The organism is Stutzerimonas stutzeri (genome assembly GCF_009789555.1).
Taxonomy (GTDB): Bacteria; Pseudomonadota; Gammaproteobacteria; order Pseudomonadales; family Pseudomonadaceae; genus Stutzerimonas; species Stutzerimonas stutzeri_R.
The window spans coordinates 4,178,459-4,196,987 of the sequence record NZ_CP046902.1 but is presented as its reverse complement, the minus strand read 5'-3'; the positions used below and the strand labels follow the sequence as shown (position 1 = coordinate 4,196,987).

Below are 18,529 nucleotides of genomic sequence, written 5' to 3'. Positions count from 1 at the left end.
GCCTGAGGAGGACTGTTCAATGGACACCAATGACACCATTTCCGTGCTTAACGACCTCATCGAAACCAGCAAGGACGGTGAGAAGGGCTTCCTCGAATGCGCCGAGGATCTCAAGAACCCCCAGTTGAAAACCACCATGACCCAGCGCGCCCAGGACTGCGCGACGGCGGCCGCCGAGTTGCAGCAACTGGTCAGGTCCCTGGGCGGCGATCCGGAAACCTCTACCAGCACCGCGGGCGATATGCACCGGCGTTGGGTCGACCTGAAGTCGATGATCACCGGAAAGAGCGACGAGGCCATTCTCAACGAGTGTGAGCGCGGTGAAGACGTTGCGCTCAAAAGCTATCGCAAAGCGCTGGAAAAGGACCTGCCGGTCGATGTCCGCGCGGTCGTGGAGCGCCAGCTCCAGGGCGTTCAGCGCAACCATGATCAGGTCAAGGCGTTGCGTGACGCCGAGCGTGCGCGCGGCTGATCCGACACAGGGTGGCGCCCGGCGGCAATCGCACCGCCGGGCTTGACCGCGCCCAGCAGGCGTGACGAGCGGGGGCGGACGTCGCATTCGTCACGTATCAATGCCGATTCATCCGTTCTACTGGCTCGGCCCTTATGCCGGCAGCGGCTGTTTTGTCGATGGCTCGCGAATTGACCCGCTCGGTTGGCTGTGCAAAAGTCGAGGGGATTCGGTCGAAATGACGTTCCGCACAGCGAAACGCACCGACTGAACGCAGAATTCTTTGCCATCCCTACAAAAACGACAAAATGGTCAGGACGAATGCCATGAGTAACCCTCATTCCCGGTGTAACGGTCGCCCTCAATCCGAGCCTTGCTGCGCCATGACGTGCATCCCTCATTGGCTCCTGAAGCCATGCGAGGTGCGCTGATGCGACTTTCCCAAGCCTTTACCGCTCCGGACGAACTCATCAATGGCCGCTGGGCGAGTGAGCTGCTCGCTGAACTTCCAGACCGGCTGAGCACGCGGGTGCTGGCGTTCGGCGAAACCCATCCTGAGCGCAGCGCGCTGGTGGAAGGAGATGTGCGCTGGAGCTATGCCGAGCTGGGCTGCCAGGTCCGGGAAGCGGTCGACTGGCTGCGCGAGCTGGGCGTACGTCCTGGCGATCGGTTGATGAGCGTAGGTGAAAATTGCCGGGCGCTGGTCGTGCTGCTGCTGGCAGCCAGCGAGCTGGACGCCTGGCTAGCCATCGTCAATGCGCGGCTGTCCGCGGCGGAAGTGGATGCGATTCGCGACAATTGCGAGCCACGCCGGGTCTTCTACACCACCGGCGTGTCGGTCGAAGCCCGCGAGCATGGCGAGCGCCACGGCGCTGGACGCTTCGATCATGCCGGTCTGGGCGAATTGATGATCGGTCCCCTGGCCGAGACGACGGCGGAGCCGGTTCATCACAGGGGTGCAGAGCAGGTCGCGGCGCTGATCTATACCTCCGGTACGACCGGCACCCCGAAAGGCGTGATGCTGACCCATCGGGGCATTTTGTTCATCGCCTCCATCTCCGGCGGGATGCGCAGCCTCGGTGAGGGTGATCGGGTCTACGGCGTGCTGCCCATGTCGCATGTGTTCGGGCTGGCGTCGGTGTGCGTGGGCTCGCTGTACAACGGTGCGTGCCTGTACCCCGCGCCACGGTTCGAGCCTGCCGCGCTGCTGCACGCGCTTGCCAGCGAACGGATTACCGTCCTGTCGGGGGTGCCGGCGATGTACGCACGGCTGTTGGAGGCGCTCAAACAGCAGGGCATGACGCTGACCGCACCCGAGCTGCGATACATCTCGGCCGGAGGCTCGCCGCTGGACGGTGAGACCAAGCGGCGCGTCGAGGCCTGCTTCGGCTTGACCTTGCACAACGGCTACGGACTCACCGAGGCGAGTCCCACGATCAGCCAGACGCGTATGGACGATCACCACACGAGCACCACCGTCGGACGTGTACTGCCATTGCTCGAGTACCGTCTCGAGCCGCTTGAGAGTGCCGATGCGGATGCCCCGGAAACCGGTGAGCTGTGGGTCCGCGGGCCGAATGTCATGCGGGGCTACTTTCGTCAGCCTGAGGCCACGCGCGCCTGTCTGGATGCGCAGGGTTGGCTCAACACGGGCGATATCGCACGCGTGGATGAGCACGGCGAGCTGTTCATCGTGGGACGCAGCAAGGAGCTGATCATCCGTTCAGGCTTCAATATCTATCCGCCGGACGTCGAAGCGGTGCTCAATGCGCATCCCCAGGTGACCCTGTGCGCCGTCGTGGGGCGGCAGGTTCCCGGGAACGAGGAAGTCGTGGCCTTCGTGCAGTGCGCCGCTGGCGCGAACGTGAGCGAGGAGGAGTTGCTGCGCTTCGCGGCCCAGCGCCTGGCGCCTTACAAGCGGCCCTGCCAGCTCATCCTGGTCGATGCATTGCCCGCCACCGCAACCGGGAAGGTCCTCAAGGGCCAGTTGCGTCAGCGTGCGCAAGCCATGGCCGGGCCGCGCTGACCCAGCCTTCAGGCCGCCGGCGAGTGCGAGGCTGCGCTGCGCTGTTGACTCCAGCGTGCCAGCCCGATCGCCGGCAAGGCGGCCGCGACGCCCGCCATCAGCAACTGCAGGTGGGTGAAAGGAATCGGCCCGCCACCGGGCAATGCCAGGCAAAGGCCGGCGAACAGGATCAGGGTACGGTTCAGCGCCTCGGTCGCCCGGTTGTGCCCCAACCGGCCAACGCCGATCAGATAGCCCTGCATCGCCGATGCAAAAAGGATGATGCCCACCACGGCCTGACAGAACACCAGGGCGATTTCCCAGGCTGGCCCTCGCATGAGCAGCGCCGGATTGAGTACGAACAGGAAGGGGATGAAATAGATAACGCTGCCCAGTCGCATGGCCTGCAAACCGGTGACCATTGGCCGAGCGCCGGCGAGCGTGGCGGCGGCGAAGGCGCCGAGCGCCACGGGCGGGGTAATGAAGCTGAGCATGCCCCAGTAAAGGATGAACATGTGCACCGCCATCGGGTCCATCCCGCCGCCCTGGATCAGCGCCGGTGCCAGCGCAACGGCGAGAAAGATGTAGGCGGCGGTGACGGTCATGCCGATGCCCAGGGCGAAGCTGGTCAGCGCGCCCATGATCAGTAGCAGCACGACGTTGCCACCGGCCAGGTGAATGAAGTCGTTGGCGATGGTGCCGGACAGGCCGGTCATCGACAGCGCGCCGACCAACATGCCCACCGCCGTGAGGATCGCGATGAGTTCGGCGAACAGCTTGGCTGCAGAGCCCAGCGTGTCACGCAGCTGCGCCCAACCCCAGCGGTGCTTGCGGGAGAATTGGTTGATCACCAGCAGCAACGCCGTGGCGTAGAACGGCGCCACTGCTTCACGCTGCATCACCAGCAGCATCCACACCAGCAGGGCAAACACGAAGATGAAATACCAGCCGTCCTTGAGCGTCTCTTTCACGGACGGCAGCTCGTGCCTGGGGATGCCCTTGATATTGGCGCGCGCGGCATAGGCATCGATCTGGATGAAAAGCCCGAGGAAGTACAGCACCGAGGGGATCACCGCCGCCAGCGCCACCTCGCCGTAGGGCACGTCGAGGAACATTGCCATGACGAATGCCGTGGCGCCCATGACCGGCGGCATCAGCACGCCACCGGTGGAGGCACAGGCCTCGACGCCACCGGCAAACGACCGGCTCATGCCGATCCTGCGCATCGCCGGAATCGACAGCACCCCGGTGGTCAGTACGTTGGTGATCACGCTTCCGCTCATCGAACCCATCAACCCGCTGGCGAAGATCGACACTTTCGCCGGACCACCGCGCACATGACCGAGCAGGGCGAAGGCGAGATTGATGAAGAACGCGCCGCCACCGGTCTTCTGCAGCACCACGCCGAAGATCAGAAACCCGATCACCAGGCCGGCGAACGCTTGCAGCGGCACACCCATGACGCTCTCGGTGCTCATGGTGTGGTAGATCGCGGTCTGTTCGAGCGTCGAGGCGAACCCTTGGATGGGCCCCGGTACCACGTCAGCGAACATCGGGTAACAGGAAAACAGCGCCGCGATCAGCGCGATCGGCCAGCCGCCGGCACGTCGCGCCGCTTCGAGAATCAGCAGCCAGAACGCATAGCTCATCCACACGGCTTGCGCCGGGGCATCGAAGCCCCATCCACGTTCGAGAATGGTCTCGGCCTTGACCACGAAATAGCCCGCCACCACCACAGCGGCAATGAACAGCAGGTAGTCGTACCCGGGCACCGGCTTGTCCTGCCCGCTCGCGCGCGCGGGCCAGAGCAGGAACACCAGCGGCAGCAGCAGCGCGACCACGGCGTAATAGAACTGCGTCTCCAGGCCAGTCACGACCGTGAGCAGGCCCAGATTGAACAGATAATCGAGCGTCAGCAGGGTCAGCAGGACCGTCACGGTGCCCGGCAGCCAGCGCAGCGACGGCGGCAGAACGCGGACCCGGGATATCTGCTCGCCGAGATTCTGCGGCGCGGGATCAGTGGTGGCATTCATCGGCTGCTCCGGACCTGTCGGGTGCGAACGTGCGGCCGATGCCGGCCGCCTGAGTGTCGTGACCGCCGGGGTGTGGTTATTCGAACACCGGGTCCAGCCCGGCCTGGCGCAGGGCGTCGGCACGGGTCGTCATCCAGGCCTGGGAGAAGGCCGCTTCGTCTTGCGGTGGGTTGCTGTCGGTAAACCGCTTCCAGGTATCGATCAGCAGGTTCTGGCGCTTGACCAACTGGTCCTGGTGGGCCTGCATGGCGTCGGTCCACACGCCTTTTTCCTTGTAGTACTCGACCACGGCGTCATGGAACGGAATCACCCACGTCATGTTCTGCTTGTCCATTGCGTAGCCGGCGGCGCCGGGCGCGGCGTCCTTGTAGTCGGCATGACCGTCCTGCAGGGCCTTGATCAGCGAGTAGGCGGTGTCGTTCTCGAAATCGGCGTTGCTGACGATGATCGGGTAAGGATAGCTGGCGCTGTCGACCGGGTTGTCCTGAGACACCCCGCCTGCCCCGGACGTCATGACGTGCGGTTGGAAATAGGGCGCGACCTTCTGCATGCGCGCCCAACCTTCCTGGTCGTCCGGGGCGAGCGTTGGCCAAGTGATCCCGCGCGGACTGCTGGCCAGTTGCTGGGCGACCGGGGTCACCGTGCTGGTGAAGGCCGCGTCGGACTGGCCGGCGATGATGCCGTCGAATGAGCGGCCATAGCCCGGGAAATCGACCCGCTCGACATCGTCCCAGGTCAGCCCGCCAAAGGCCAGATAGGCCTCGGTGCCCTTGTTCAAGGCGTCGTCGCCGCGAATGTAGGAAATCTTGCGACCCTTCAGGTCGGCTGGGGTCTTCACGCCAAGGTCGCCGGCCACCGCGGGGGACATCGAGAACGAGGCGATCGAGGTGGTGATCACCCGCAGCGGTTGCGGGCCCCAGTCCGGCGTGGCGAACATCAGCACGCCTTCGGCGCCGAAGTAAGCGGCGATGCCACAGGCGCAGATGTCGACGCGACCGCCTTTGAGCGGCGTCATACGCGACACGTCGTTCTCCCCGGGCAGGATGCGCAGCGCCGTACCGTAGTTCTTCTGCAGCATCGCGCCGATGGCGACAGCCTGGGTGTAACCGCTGGAATTGGTGCCGTAGGCCGACCAGGCCATGGTCCTGGGCAGCTCGACCTCCTTGGCCAGTGCGGTTCCGGTCAATCCCATATACAGCGCGAAAGGGGCCAGCAGGATGGGGCGGGCAGTGCGATGCATCGTTCACTCCTCGGCTTGAAAGCCTGTTTTTATTTTGCAGTGCGATACCATGTTTTGAAATTGATACTAGGGCGGCTCGCCGATCTGTCAAACGCTCAGGCGCATCAACTGACGGACGCGCCCTGCGGGTTGGCTGTCTGGCGCGGCCCAGCCGACCGGATAATGCATTGCGCACGCGAGCTGCTAAGCTCTTTCCCTTCGTCTTTTCCGAGAGCCGGCTGCCATGAACTCATTCATTACTCCCCCGGCCGATGACACCCGTGCCCAGCGCGCCGAACTGGCGCGGTTGGTGGACGATTACGTCAGCGGTGACGGCATGCACCCGACGGCTATCGAGCCGCTGTACCTGATTCGTTGCGAAAAGCCCGGCGAGATGACTTATGGGCTGCACAAGCCGGCGCTGTGCATCATCGTCCAGGGTGGCAAGGAGGTGCGTCTGGCCGATGAGCGCTATTGCTACGATCCGCTGCACTATCTGGTGGTTTCGGTGACGCTGCCAGTGGCTGGGTGTGTGGTCCGGGCCTCCAGCGCCGAACCGTACATCTGCATCCGGCTGGACATCGACCCCTCACTGATCGCCGGGCTGGTCAACGAGGCCGCGCCGCTCATGTCCAGCTCCGAGCCGAACGGCCGAGGCTTGTATCTGGACCGCATCGATGCGCCGTTGCTGGATGCGACCCTGCGGCTGGTGCGTCTGCTGGGCAGCCCACACGACATCCCGGTGCTGGCGCCGCTCGCTGTGCGCGAGATCTTCTATCGGCTGCTTTGCGGGCCGCAGGGGCGCCATCTGCGGGACGTGGCGCTGCAGGGGAGTCAGTCGCACCGGGTCAACCGCGCCATTGAATGGCTCAACCAGAACTATGTCGAGCCGCTGCGCATCGAGGAGCTGGCGAACCGGGTCAACCTCAGCAGTTCCAGCCTGCATCATCGCTTCAAGGCGCTGACCGCCATGAGCCCGTTGCAGTATCAGAAACAGCTTCGTTTGCAGGAAGCGCGGCGCTTGCTGATGACCGAAGGACTCGAAGTGTCAGCGGCCGGGTACCGGGTCGGTTATGAGAGCCCGTCGCAATTCAGCCGCGAGTACAGCCGCTTGTTCGGGGCCTCGCCGGTCAAGGACATGGCTCGCTTGCGCAGCATCGCCTGAAGCAGGGCGCCTGAGGGGACCGTCGCGTCAAGGCTGAGGCCGGGCGGCATCGATGCGGCGCGCCTGTATTTCGAACGCAATGCTCCAGTTGTGCAAGGGATAAGGCTTATCGACCAGCGCGGCGATATTCGCCTCGCGGGGCATGCCTTCGTGCGGCAGGTATCGATAGGCGGCATCGGCCCGGGTCGGGTCGCTGTCGCGCAGTTCGCCAGCGCCGCCGACCGCATGGCTGGCATAACGGATTCGCGGTGATCCGACCAGATCGCGGCTGGCGCTCAGCCGCACCACCGTATCGGCCGCGATGTCCACGGACCCGATGGGCACCTCGCCCAGTTCGTCGGCCAGGGTGAAGCCGCGGTTGTCGATCGTGCGCGGCTGGTAGCCGAGATAGGGCTGGTCGAACACCAGCGGCGGATGCGGCACATGGAAGTCGATCAGTATTTCGCGGCCTTCGACGGTGGCGCCGCGCGGTGATAGCGGTTGCCAGTCGCGACGCTCCACGATCACCCGATGAAACACCTTCCCGAGCATTTGTCCGAACCAGCGGTAACCGTTCGCCGACAGGTGCGTGCCCTTGTCCACGTACGGGTAAACGGGACCTGCGAGGTACCAGTTCGGCTGCTCCTGAGCGAGTTCCCACTGCGCCATTCCGATATCGAGGCTGCCATTGACCACCGATGACTTGGCATCGGTCTGGTAGCTGATGAACGCTGGCATCCGTTGCTGTCCTGTGAGCGCCTGCGCGGTGTCGGCGTTCAGGTCATCGCGCAACTGTCGCAACATGTTCTTGTAGGTGGCCTTGTCGTTGACACCGCCCTGGACCTGCGAATAGTCGTACTCCCCCTGCAGCCAGAAGAACGCGCTGAGGCTGTAGCTGGCCCCTTCGGCCTCGGCTACCTGCCTGGCCTGGTCGACTGCTTGCAGTACGCGGCGGTATTCGCCGGTGCCGCCGCGCTTGGACAACTGCGCGATGGAGCGCCCGGAGGTGGAGGCGTTGCTTGCGACGAATATGTGTTCGGGGTCGGCTTCGGTGCCTCGTGCCTCCAGGTAAAGGCGGCGGGCCATGTTCAGCGCACCGACCTCGACGGATTCGCCTTCCTCCTGCGCAGCGTCTTCGAGCAGGGCCACCGCCTTGCCATCGAGGATGATTTTCGGATCTCGCTTGAGCTGGACCACGGCCTTGAGCGGCTTGAACGACGCGCCGCCGACCGGTACGAAGCGGGCTCCGCTGTAAGTCGCTGAACGCACCGAGTCGCCCAGCATCAGATTGTCGTACCGCGGTTGTTTCGACAGCGCCGGCCAGCCTTCGGCAGCCGAAGCCAGAGACTGACCGTAGGTGATGACGTGGTTGTATTTCGCCGTCGGCATCGGGGCATGTTGAGCGGGTTGGGCCATGAGCCGCTCGCTGAAGCGCTTGTTCTGCGCATCGCGGTCTGCCAGCGACGGGTCGTTGGCAAACGAGCCCAGGGGGCCGGCGAGCAGCACCGCGCCCAGTATTACCGTGGTCCAGCGCGGTGTGGCTGCTGCTTCGCGGGATGAGTGTGCGCAGATTCGGGACGGTTCGGACATGGCCAATCCTTCGTTAGGGCCGGTTTGGCGTTTCGACGACTGCGTTTCGACGATGCGAGCGCCGCTTGGTTCGGCCTCTTGCTGCCTCGGCGGTCCCCGATCGCTGCCGCGACGCGCCGGGCGTGGTCATGCCATTTGATTTGCGGCCGCGCTGGTCATCGCCTCGCGGATCGCAAGGGCCAGTTCTTCCAGCCGATAGGGCTTGGCGAGCACGTAGACACCTTCGTCGGCCGCCGCCTTTTTTGCGGCCTCGGCATAGCCGCTGGTCAGCAGAACCGGAATATCGAGGCGCCTTGCGCGGATCTCACGCGCCAGTTCCACGCCATTCATGCCGCCGGGCATCATCACGTCGGAGAAGACGATGTCCACCGCGCGTCCATTGGCCAGCGCGCCGAGTGCCGCAGCGGCACTGGCGGCATGGGTCACGGTGAAGCCCAGGTGCTGGAGCATTTCGCCCACCAGCGCCGCGACCTCTTCATCGTCATCGACCAACAAAACGTTGCCGGCCGACGCGCCCACGGGTATGTCCACCTGCAGTTTGCCGGACTGGCCAGGCTCGTCCGGCGCGGTGGCCGAGCGGGGCAGCAGGAGAATCACGCTGGTGCCCTCGCCGCATTCGGTGTCGATCCATACCGTACCGCCGGATTGCCGAGCGAACCCATAGACCTGCGCCAGGCCGAGGCCGGAGCCCTTGCCGATTTCCTTGGTGGTGAAAAAGGGGTCGAATACGCGGCCGCGCACCTCGGCGGGGATGCCGGTACCGGTGTCGATCACCGCCAGGCGAACGAAATCGCCGCGTCGGCCAAGCACGTGCTCGTCAGGCGCATTCGAGGCCTGCAGCAAAATCGTTCCGCCTTCAGGCATCGCGTCGCGTGCGTTGACTGCGAGGTTGAGAATCACCAGCTCCAATTCGCCCGGATCGACTTCCACTGGCCACAGGTCCGAAGCGAACTGCACCTCGACATGCACGTCGCCCCGCAGGCTGCGGTCAAGCAGCTCGCGCATCCGGCTGATGCGATGGGCGAGGTCGACCGGCTCGGGTGCCAGCGATTGCCGCCGGGAAAAGGCGAGTAACTGGCGGGTCAGCGCGGCCCCTCGCTGTGCGGCCTGGCGCATGCCATCCATCAAACGCTGGCGGCGTTCCGGATCGGAGCGGCGATCGATCATGTCGAGGCCGCCAGCAATGACCATCAGCAAATTATTGAAATCATGGGCGATGCCGCCGGTGAGTTGTCCGATGGCCTCGATCTTTTGTGTCTGGCGCAGTGTTTCTTCGATGTGCGCGCGCTCGGCCATCTGCGTGCGCAACTCGACGTTGGCCTGTTCGAGCGCGCGGGTTCGCTCGACAACCAGCGCCTCGAGTTCATGCGAGGCCTGCTCGCGGGCCTCGATCAACGCGCGGACCTCATATTGGCGAAGGCGACCGCGCACCGCCGCCTGGAGGGCGCTGGTCAGGGTGATGCTTTGCACCGGCCGTTCGAGCAGCGAGACGTTGCGCAGCGTTGCGACCAGGCGTTGTCGCCAGGCACTGACAGCCGGTTGACGGTGCTTGCTGGTCAGTACCACGAATGGGAAGTCGGACCATGCCGGTTGACGATCCACCCAGGCGGCGAGGTCCTGGAGGTCCTGGCCGAACAACGCCTCTTCGGCAATGAACACCGCATCGGCATCGGACTCGGCCCGCTCCAGTACCTCGCCGACGCTGTGGCAGACGTCGGCATTCATGCCGCTGCGGCGTAGCAGGTCGGCGGTCGCGGGCCCGTCCCTGCCAATGGGAGCGAAGACGACTACTAGTGGGCTGTCTCGCTTAGGTGTCGTCATGCTCGTCTTTCATGAGGGGGTTGGCATCGCCGGTGTACGTGGGCGTGCCCGAGAATATGCCGCTGAAGTTCACGAGCGGCCGTCCGACCCTGATGCCGGAAGCGCCAAGGCGGAACTCTCGAATGGTGTCTTCGTGACGTCCGCTGCGTTTTTTTACCACCGACAGCGCACGCCGAACCACGCCGGCATGCTCGAAATAGCGCAGCATGATAACCGTATCACTGAGGTAGCTGATATCGATTGGCGTATCCATCGGCCCTACCAGCCCATGCTGGGCCAGTACCATCACGCTGATCACGCCTTTCTGTCCGAGATAACTCAACAGTTCATGCATCTGCAAGATCAGGAACCGTCCGTCGGGCATGGCGTTCAGGTAGCCGTTGAGGCTATCCATGATGACCAGCTGCGCGGCTTGTTCCTCGACGCTGTGGCGTACCGCGGCGGTGAATTCGCCGGGCGACAGCTCCGCGGGGTCGACCTGTTGCAAGTGCAGCAGGCCGCCTTCGATCCAGGGGTCGAGGTCCAGCCCGAGCGCCCGTGCGCGCGCCAGCAGTGTGCCGATGCCCTCGTCGAACACGAAGAAGGCGACATGTTCCCCGCGCTTGCAGGCAGCGGCGGCAAAGCCCAGCGCCACGGATGATTTGCCAACCCCGGCGGCGCCGATCAGCAGCGCGTTGGTGCCGCGCTCCAGGCCACCCCCCAGCATCTGGTCCAGCTCAGCGGTACCGCTGGAGGTGAGTTCACCGACGAAGGGCGAGTGGTGTTCAGCGGCGATCAGGCGGGGGTAGATCGCCAGGCCGCCGGTCTTGATGGTGAAGTCGTGATAGCCACCGCGGAACTTGATGCCGCGCATCTTGATTACCCGCAGCCGTCTGCGCTCGGCACCGTAATCGATGGCCAGTTGTTCGAGCATCACGACACCGTGGGAGATCGAGTGCAACTGGAGGTCGCCGCTTTCCGAGGTCTGGTCGTCAAGCAGGATCACGGTGCAACGGCGCGTGGTGAAAAAGTGCTTGAGCGCCAGCACCTGCCGGCGATAACGCAGCGGGCTCTGCGCGAGCAGGCGCATCTCGGACAGGCTGTCGAAGACGACCCGCGTCGGGTTTGTCTCAGTGACGCGGTCGAAGACCTGTTTGGTCGTCTCGCTCAACTCCATTTCCGCGGGGTGCAGCACGGTCAGCTCGAGCTCGGGGTCGAGCGAATCCTCGGGCGTCACCAGCTCGAACACATCGATGCCTTCTAGTGACCAGCCGTGGCGCTTGGCGACGAGTTCCAGCTCCTGCTTGGTTTCCGACAGCGTTACGTAGAGCACGCGCTCGCCGTGGCGCACGCCTTCGAGAAGAAATTGCAGCGCGATGGTGGTCTTGCCGGAGCCTGGGCTGCCCTCGTACAGATACATCCGGTTGGGGTCCAGGCCGCCGCCGAGAATGTCGTCCAGGCCGGTGCTGCCGGTGGAAATGCGCGGCCATTCGTAGTCGGGGGTGGATGAATGATCGGGCGGGTTGGTCATACCGTACTCCTTACGCAGGCTTCGCCGAGCGTTCGCTGCGTTCCTTGTTCCTGCCATTCCGGCATGACACCGGTCGATTAGGCGGAACACGCCGGCAAGCACTGTGTAGCCTGCCAGGCTGAAAGCCCCTCGGGTATTTCCGTGCCGCGTTGTTCCGGGTCGAGGGGCGCAGTTAAGTGTATCCGACTCGTTATTCGGCCCGCTGTTCCGTGTTGTGCGGTAACGCCCGACTGGGCTGAGCGGAGGATTCGTAGGGCAGAGACCTCAAGTGGCGCCATTCGCCCGTGTGGTTGCACGGCATAAAACGGCCCGTCCGATTGCAGACGGAGCCTGCACGCTGCGGTAATGCCGCGTGCGCCCCGTGCGTTTAGAATGCCGCAGCCATTTTCGAGACGACCATCCCATGCAACCCGATGCCCTCACGACGCTACAGCGCCACCTGAGCACTGCCCTGGCCCGAGTGCCCGACGAAACCCGTCGGCTTTTCCATGGGCGCGGTCGGTGCTGGCCGGGGCTTGAACACCTGACGGTGGACTGGTTGCAGGGCGTGGTGTTGGTGTCGTTGTTCAGGGCTCCGGCCGAGGCGGAGCTCGCCGCGTTGAAGGCGATGCTGGCAGCGCTGGTGCAGGATGCGCCCTGGCAAGCGAGTGGGGCGAGCCGTCTGCTGTTGCAGCATCGGTACCTGCCCGATAGCGATATGGAGCGCTTGCTCGGCGAGCCGGTCGAGGCGTGGGAGATTACCGAGAACGGCCTGCGCTACAAGCTCGATCTGGGCATCAAACAGAACAACGGGCTGTTTCTCGACATGCGCTACGGCCGCCGATGGGTGCAGGCACATGCCGAAGGCAAGCGGGTGCTCAATCTCTTCGCCTACACGTGCGGGTTTTCCGTGGCGGCGATCGCCGGCGGTGCCGAGCACGTGGTCAATCTCGACATGGCGCGAGCCGCGCTGAGCCGAGGCCGTGACAATCATCGGCTCAACGGGCATGACCTGTCCAAGGTGAGTTTTCTCGGTCACGAGCTGTTCAAATCCTGGGGCAAGGTCACCCGGAGCGGCCCCTACGATCTGGTGATCATCGATCCGCCGTCGTTCCAGAAGGGCAGCTTCGCGTTGAGTCGGGACTATCGAAAGATTCTACGGCGCCTGCCAGAGCTGCTGACCCCCACAGGCTCGGTGCTGGCATGCATCAACGACCCGGATACCGGGCCGGGCTTTCTCATCGACGGCATGGCCGAGGAGGCGCGCGAACTGGTGTTTCACGAGCGCCTGGAAAATCCGCCGGAGTTTCCCGATATCAGCCCCGACAGCGGACTGAAGGCATTGGTGTTCGGCCGCGCTTCATCGCCGGGCGAGCAGCGATAGAATCGTTCGGTCGAGCAGGGACAACGAGGGGGACCGGCTGTCAGATTATCCGGTTGCCAACGGCTCTTGCGGTGGGCGCCATCGAGGCCCTGCGCACATGGCCAGTGCCCCTGAACAAGCGGCGCGATACAGTGGATAGTCACGAGTTCTCCGCGACTTGATAAGCAGTAGGAGTCACAGCCATTTTCGAACCCAGGGCTCATGTTCAGGCAATCTTCGATGCCGCTCGCGATTGCGCCATGTTCGCCACCGATCCGCAGGGCATCATCACCGCCTGGAGCGTCGGTGCCGAGCGCATGTTCGGCTGGAGCGCGGAGCAGATGTGCGGGCAGCCTTTCGATCAGCGGCTTGGTACAGCCGAGCGTAACGCCGAAGTGCTGCGTGCACAGATGCAACGCGCGTTGCGCGACGGGAAGGCCCATCACGAAGGCTGGTACCTCCGTGCGGACGGTTCTCGCCTGCGAGGCGCGGGCACGCTGACGCCGGTGTTCTGCGAAGGCGAACTTTCCGGTTTTCTGAAGATACTCAACGATTGCACGGCGCAGGATGCGGTCGCGCAACGCCTGGCCGACAGCGATCAGCGTTATCGCACCCTGTTCGATGCGATCGATGCGGGCTTCTGCGTCATCGAAATGAAGTTCGATGAGCATGGCCGGCCGGTCGATTATCGTTTCCTCGAAACCAATCCGGCGTTCGAGCGACAGACCGGGCTGGCCGATGCGGTGGGCCGGTGGATGACCGACCTGGCGCCGACCCACGAACAGCATTGGTTCGACATCTACGGCGAGGTCGCGCTGAGCCGCCGGCCGGTACGTTTCGAAAACAACGCCGAGGCCTTGCAACGCTGGTTCGAGGTCCAGGCCATGCCGGTCGGCGACCCCGCCGAGCACCGGGTCGCGATCCTGTTCAACGATGTTTCCGGGCGTCGTTCTGCCGAACGGGCGCTACAGGCACTGACGGACTCGTTGCGTGAAGAAGTCGCCACGCGAACCAAGGATCGCAACCAGCTCTGGGAGCTGTCCAGTGATGTGATGCTTCGATGTCGCTTCGACGGCATCATCATCGCCGTCAACCCGGCCTGGCAGCAGCTGCTGGGGTGGAGTGAAGCGCAGTTGCTGGGCGCCGACACCAAGGATCTCATTCATCCAGACGATATCCCCGGCACCCTGGAGGCCATGCATCGCTCCTCGCAAGGGGAGTCCATCCTGCATTTCGAAAACCGCTATCGCTGCAGTGACGGCAGCTATCGCTGGATCAGCTGGTCATCACGACCGGCCGATGCGGTCATCAACGCCGTGGGGCGCGACGTCACGGCGCTCAAACAACAGGCGCTGGCGCTGGAGCAGGCTGAAGCGCAGCTGCGGCAGAGCCAGAAGATGGAGGCCGTCGGGCAATTGACGGGTGGCCTGGCGCACGATTTCAACAACCTGCTGACCGGGATCGGCGGCAGCCTGGAGCTGTTGGCGAAACGCATTGAGCAGGGGCGTTTCGACGCGCTCGAACATTACGTGACTGTGGCGCAGACTGCGACGCGCCGGGCAGCGGCACTGACGCACCGGCTGTTGGCCTTTTCTCGCCGGCAGACGCTCGACCCGATGGCGACCGATGTCGGTGAGCTGGTCAGCGATCTGCGTGAATTGCTCAGCCGCACCGTCGGCCCCTCGATCGGCTTGCAGACACAGCTGGGCAGCGACCGCTGGTTGACACTGGTGGACCGCAATCAGCTGGAAAACGCGCTGCTCAACCTGGCCATCAACGCACGCGACGCGATGCCCGACGGCGGCACGTTGACCATCGAGGTGCGCAACGAAGCGCTGGACGGCCGATCCGCCCTGGCGCTCGATGTGCCTTCCGGCCCGTACATACGCATAGACGTAACGGATTCTGGCGTCGGGATGTCCGAGGATGTCGTGGCGCAGGCCTTCGACCCCTTTTTCACCACCAAACCGCTGGGTATGGGCACGGGGCTGGGCCTGTCGATGGTCTATGGTTTTACGCGGCAATCCGGCGGCCAGGTGAAGATTCTATCCGAGCCGGATCGCGGCACCCGCATCAGCCTGTATCTGCCGCATGTCGCACTCGATGATTGCGCGCCACGGACCGGTTCCGAACGGGACATACCGGCCCCGGCGAGCGGTGGTGCTGGCGAGACCGTGCTCGTGGTGGACGACGAGCCCGCCGTGCGGATGCTGGTGTCGGAGATACTTCAGGAGTTGGGATATCAGGTGCTGCAGGCTGCGGACGGCAAGGCCGGGTTAGGGATTCTTCAAAGCCGGCCGCAGATCGCCCTGTTGATCACCGACGTTGGCCTGCCGGGCGGCATGAATGGCCGCCAGCTCGCCGATGCCGCTCGACAACGTGACCCCCGGCTGAAGGTGCTGTTCATCACCGGTTACGCGGAGAACGCCGTGATGGGCAGCGGTCAGCTGGAACCTGGTATGCGCATCGTGACCAAACCCTTTTCGATCGATGTGCTGGCAGCGCGCATCGCGGAACTGCGCGGCGAGCGTTGAGCCGTGCCAGCCGCCGCGGTGACGGCGGCTACTCGGCGAGGCCGGCCTCGACGCGGCTCATGCGCCCGGCCGTCGTCATGAGCCGCTTGCACGATGGATACGAAACCGCCGACCCAGGGGCCGGCGGTCAGGGGCGGGGTGCCGATCAATGCTGGTTGACGACTGCCATATTGTTGAAGCCTGCCTGGCTGATCAACGCGCTGTTACCCATGCCGCTCTGCACCACCAATGCCTCGTGGCCAGCGCCGTTCTGCAGGACCGTCGCCAGATGGGTTTCACCGTACTGGGCGACGGTGGTTGCATGGTTGTCGCCGAACTGGTTGACGTCGGCGAGGTTGAAGTCGCCGTCCTGGACGATGTCGACGTCATTGTTGGCAAGGCTGCTGGAACCGCTGATGCGGTTGCCTTCGCCTTGCTGTACCGCCGTGAGCCTGTTGAAGGTGCCGGATTGGGTGAAGTCCAGCGCGTTGTCCTTGCCCTGCTGGTCAACGGTTGCGTCGTTGTAGGTGCCGTGTTGGGCCACCGCCGCCGTCTGGTTGCGGCCCTCCTGATCGTACGCGGCGACGTTGCCGAAACCGTGCTGATCTGCGCGGGCGGTGTTGCCGTGGCCGCGTTGGCCGACGTCGACAGTGTTCTCATCGCCCTGCTGGTAGACGAACGCGTTCTGGTAGCCGCCGCGCTGGTCGATGTTCAGGCTGTTGTAGGCACCGCCCGAATAGCTGTATGCCTCCTGCTGGGTGCCGGTCTGGCGCACGTATGCCTCGTTGAGGTTGCCGACCTGCTCGATCTCGGCGACTGAGCCGGAGCTCCAGCTCTGAACGACCTCGGCGTCGTTCTCGTTGCCTTGTTGATCGATCATCGCGCGATCCCTGGCGCTGAGCGACTGGCTGACGCTGGCCTCGTTGAGGGTGCCGTCCTGATAAAGCGCGGACTGGCTGCCATGGGTTGCGGTCTGGTAGCTGGAGGCGAGGTTGTGGTTGCCCTCTTGCCGGCTCGAGGCACTGCTGTCATGCGTGCCGGCCTGGTCGGCATTGGCGGTGTTCGCGTAACCGTGCTGGCGCTGTTCGATGCGGCTGCCCCAGGTGCCGGTCTGGTTGGCATCGGCGTCGTTGGCCTTGCCGTTCTGCCATTGCACCGCGCTGCTGCGCACGGCGAGCGTCTGGTTGATGTCCGCCTGATGGAAATTGGCGATCTGCGTCTGCAAGGCCGACGAGGAAAGCGAGCCGTTCTGCTGGAGCATCGCGTCGTTGCCGAGGCCGCTCTGCAGTTGCGTGGCCATGTTGCCAGTGCCTGCGTTCTGTTCGACCTGGGCAAGGTTATCGATGCCGTTCTGGCGTTGTTCGGAGGTGTTTCCCGCCGCGAATGCCTGGGTGGCGGCGACGGTCAGAAGGGCAGCTACAAGGGGGTTGATCTTGAACATTATTATCTCTCCATGGAATGTTTTCAGCGGTACTTCCTGGTGTTGCTTCAGTGGTACAGGCGTACCCGTACACTCAGACCCTGGCCATGCTGCGTGACGCGACTGCTATGCCCGGTGCCGGTCTGTTCGATCAACGCGTCGTTGTGCGCGCCGTCCTGTTCAATACGGGCCTGGTCGTCGGCTCCGGACTGGACAATCAATCTCTGGTGGTAAGCGCCGTGCTGCACGATGAATGCTTCGTGTCCATGGCGGCTCTGGGCGCTAAAGGCCTCAAGCGCGTGGCCGATCTGTTCGACATCGCTCCTCTGGCGGCTCCCGACTGGCGGACGCGCGAGGGTGTCACCGGTGGAGGCGGTCGCCACGGGCGTTGCGAGAGGGTGGGCCTGGCTCGACGCGAACTCGCTTGCGGCCAGGTCATGCAGACCGAGGGTCCGGCAGCGTGGAGGGCGGGGCTGGTTAGCGCTGCCGGGAGCAGCGGCACGGGCGATTGGCGGGCAATCCATTGCGCGTTCATCCTTCATCCCTGGTGGTATCGCGGTAGGTCATCCTGTCCTAAACCGCGAGTTGGCAAATCCATCGAATGGCTGAAACCGTTGCGCCTGTTCTAAAGCTTGGCCGGCGTATTGAGATATTTCGCCAGTTCTGCCTCGACGGCCGGCGTGTTGTCGGCGGTCTGCCAGAGGCGTCGGTCGACGCCTTGGGCGATCAGGTGAGCGACTGCCGCCTCGATCGCCGACAGCACGCAGAGCTGTGCCGGCTCGTTGGTGGTATAGCCGGCTTCGGCTTCGAGCAACTCCTTGAACTCGATGAACTTGTAGACGTTGGCGCTGCGCCCGATCGAGTAGATCGTCTTGGTGGTCATCACGTTGGACAGCACCTGGCCGCTGCGCACATCGATGGCGCGCAGATTGACCGTGACCTGGTCGACCCGGTATTCCTGCGAGACGCCGATGCCGAGGTAGCGTGCGCCCTGGCCACCGCTGCGCACGTTGGTTTCGTAAGCGACGATGGCGCCTTCCATGATGATGTTCGCCGCCAGCAGCGACGGCAGCTCCGACTGAATATTCGGTGCGACGTCCGGCTTGGCCTGCGATGCGCGGATGATCTTGCGCTCGGTCAGCACGTTCTGCAGCCCCTCGCGCTCCAGCACGATGAACCAGCCGCTGGCCTGCATCGCATCGACCAGCATGCTGGCGGCGCCCTGGGTGACCGCTGTGGAAAATGAACTCGCGGGACTCGGCTTGTACTGGCCGGTCTGGTCGCGAAAGCCATAGACCGCCGCCACCAGCGGCCCTCTGGGCCGGGGCAGTTCGAGCAGGTCCTGGTAGGTCGAGGTCCGAGGTGTAAGGGTTGGGGTTTGCTGGTCGGCAGACATGGGCTCGCGCACCGCGCAACCCTGTAGAGCCGCCATCATCCCGATGGCGACGAATAGGCTTCTCATGGCCTTTGCTCTCCTTGCG

At 64.2% G+C, this 18,529-nt stretch carries 13 protein-coding genes; 5 read left to right on the top strand and 8 right to left on the bottom strand.

Translation table 11 applies throughout. The features are described from left to right. Positions 1-19 precede the first annotated feature (19 nt). Both GQA94_RS19465 and GQA94_RS19460 read left to right on the top strand, forming a co-directional pair. Positions 20-472 (top strand): PA2169 family four-helix-bundle protein, encoded by a 453-nt coding sequence (locus GQA94_RS19465; protein ID WP_158189554.1) that lies wholly within the window; start codon positions 20-22, stop codon positions 470-472. Positions 473-881: 409 nt separating this feature from the next. Continuing rightward, complete coding sequence (locus tag GQA94_RS19460) at positions 882-2,477, top strand: class I adenylate-forming enzyme family protein (RefSeq protein ID WP_158189553.1); 1,596 nt, start codon at positions 882-884, stop codon at positions 2,475-2,477. An 8-nt stretch (positions 2,478-2,485) separates the two neighbouring features. Here GQA94_RS19460 and GQA94_RS19455 read toward each other — a convergent pair whose 3' ends face one another. Further along, complete coding sequence (locus GQA94_RS19455) at positions 2,486-4,489, bottom strand: TRAP transporter permease (RefSeq protein WP_158189552.1); 2,004 nt, start codon at positions 4,487-4,489, stop codon at positions 2,486-2,488. Between the two features lie 76 nt (positions 4,490-4,565). Then, entirely contained in the window at positions 4,566-5,729 is a 1,164-nt protein-coding gene (locus GQA94_RS19450) for a TAXI family TRAP transporter solute-binding subunit (RefSeq protein WP_158189551.1), read from the bottom strand. Between the two features lie 223 nt (positions 5,730-5,952). Between GQA94_RS19450 and GQA94_RS19445 the strand changes: the two genes are divergently transcribed. Next, positions 5,953-6,873: an AraC family transcriptional regulator gene (locus tag GQA94_RS19445; protein WP_158189550.1), complete on the top strand. Its 921-nt coding sequence runs from the start codon at positions 5,953-5,955 to the stop codon at positions 6,871-6,873. 27 nt (positions 6,874-6,900) lie between these two features. Here the strand turns inward: GQA94_RS19445 and GQA94_RS19440 are convergent, their stop codons facing one another. From GQA94_RS19440 to GQA94_RS19430, 3 genes are all read right to left on the bottom strand, one after another. Next, positions 6,901-8,442 carry a phosphate ABC transporter substrate-binding protein gene (locus GQA94_RS19440; protein WP_158189549.1) on the bottom strand — a complete coding sequence of 514 codons (1,542 nt, stop codon included), beginning with the start codon at positions 8,440-8,442 and terminating at the stop codon, positions 6,901-6,903. 126 nt (positions 8,443-8,568) lie between these two features. Further along, entirely contained in the window at positions 8,569-10,263 is a 1,695-nt protein-coding gene (locus GQA94_RS19435) for a response regulator (protein WP_158189548.1), read from the bottom strand. Continuing rightward, the gene (locus GQA94_RS19430) at positions 10,250-11,773 is read right to left on the bottom strand and encodes an ATPase domain-containing protein (protein ID WP_158189547.1); all 1,524 of its coding nucleotides are present in this window, start codon (positions 11,771-11,773) and stop codon (positions 10,250-10,252) included. Before GQA94_RS19430 ends, GQA94_RS19435 begins: the two co-directional genes overlap by 14 nt. Before the next feature lie 403 nt (positions 11,774-12,176). On the opposite strand from GQA94_RS19430, the gene GQA94_RS19425 reads away from it, so the two are divergent. Both GQA94_RS19425 and GQA94_RS19420 read left to right on the top strand, forming a co-directional pair. Further along, on the top strand, positions 12,177-13,136 hold the full coding sequence (locus tag GQA94_RS19425; protein WP_158189546.1) for a class I SAM-dependent methyltransferase: 960 nt from the start codon (positions 12,177-12,179) through the stop codon (positions 13,134-13,136). 239 nt (positions 13,137-13,375) lie between these two features. Next, positions 13,376-15,649, top strand: a complete 2,274-nt coding sequence (locus GQA94_RS19420; RefSeq protein WP_158189545.1) for a PAS domain-containing hybrid sensor histidine kinase/response regulator — start codon at positions 13,376-13,378, stop codon at positions 15,647-15,649. A gap of 145 nt (positions 15,650-15,794) precedes the next feature. Here GQA94_RS19420 and GQA94_RS19415 read toward each other — a convergent pair whose 3' ends face one another. The 3 genes from GQA94_RS19415 to GQA94_RS19405 all read right to left on the bottom strand — a co-directional run bounded on the left by GQA94_RS19415 (position 15,795) and on the right by GQA94_RS19405 (position 18,510). Further along, positions 15,795-17,069: a hypothetical protein gene (locus tag GQA94_RS19415; protein ID WP_158189544.1), complete on the bottom strand. Its 1,275-nt coding sequence runs from the start codon at positions 17,067-17,069 to the stop codon at positions 15,795-15,797. A gap of 47 nt (positions 17,070-17,116) precedes the next feature. Beyond that, the gene (locus GQA94_RS19410; protein WP_233270187.1) at positions 17,117-17,572 is read right to left on the bottom strand and encodes a curli production assembly protein CsgB; all 456 of its coding nucleotides are present in this window, start codon (positions 17,570-17,572) and stop codon (positions 17,117-17,119) included. A gap of 101 nt (positions 17,573-17,673) precedes the next feature. Then, entirely contained in the window at positions 17,674-18,510 is an 837-nt protein-coding gene (locus GQA94_RS19405; RefSeq protein WP_158189542.1) for a CsgG/HfaB family protein, read from the bottom strand. Between the last annotated feature and the right edge of the window lie 19 nt (positions 18,511-18,529).